1 rRNA gene is annotated in these 210 nt (G+C 49.5%); it reads right to left on the bottom strand.

The window, feature by feature from the left end:
- Positions 1-210 (bottom strand): 23S ribosomal RNA (locus tag PAT3040_RS32230); the annotation flags it as partial.

The raw sequence follows: 210 nt of genomic DNA, 5'->3' as shown, positions 1-210 counted from the left end.
GGCTTTCGGCGGACAAGATTCTCACTTGTCTTTTCGTTACTCATACCGGCATTCTCACTTGAATACAGTCCACCAGTCCTCACGGTCCAACTTCAATCCGTATTCAACGCTCCCCTACCCAAGTAAATCCAAAGGATTTACGTTGCCATAGCTTCGGTGGTGTGTTTAGCCCCGTTACATTTTCGGCGCAGAGTCACTCGACCAGTGAGC

This window comes from Paenibacillus agaridevorans (genome assembly GCF_003112455.1).
In the GTDB taxonomy this organism is placed as follows: Bacteria; Bacillota; Bacilli; order Paenibacillales; family Paenibacillaceae; genus Pristimantibacillus; species Pristimantibacillus agaridevorans.
This window is presented reverse-complemented; position numbering and strand designations above follow the sequence as displayed.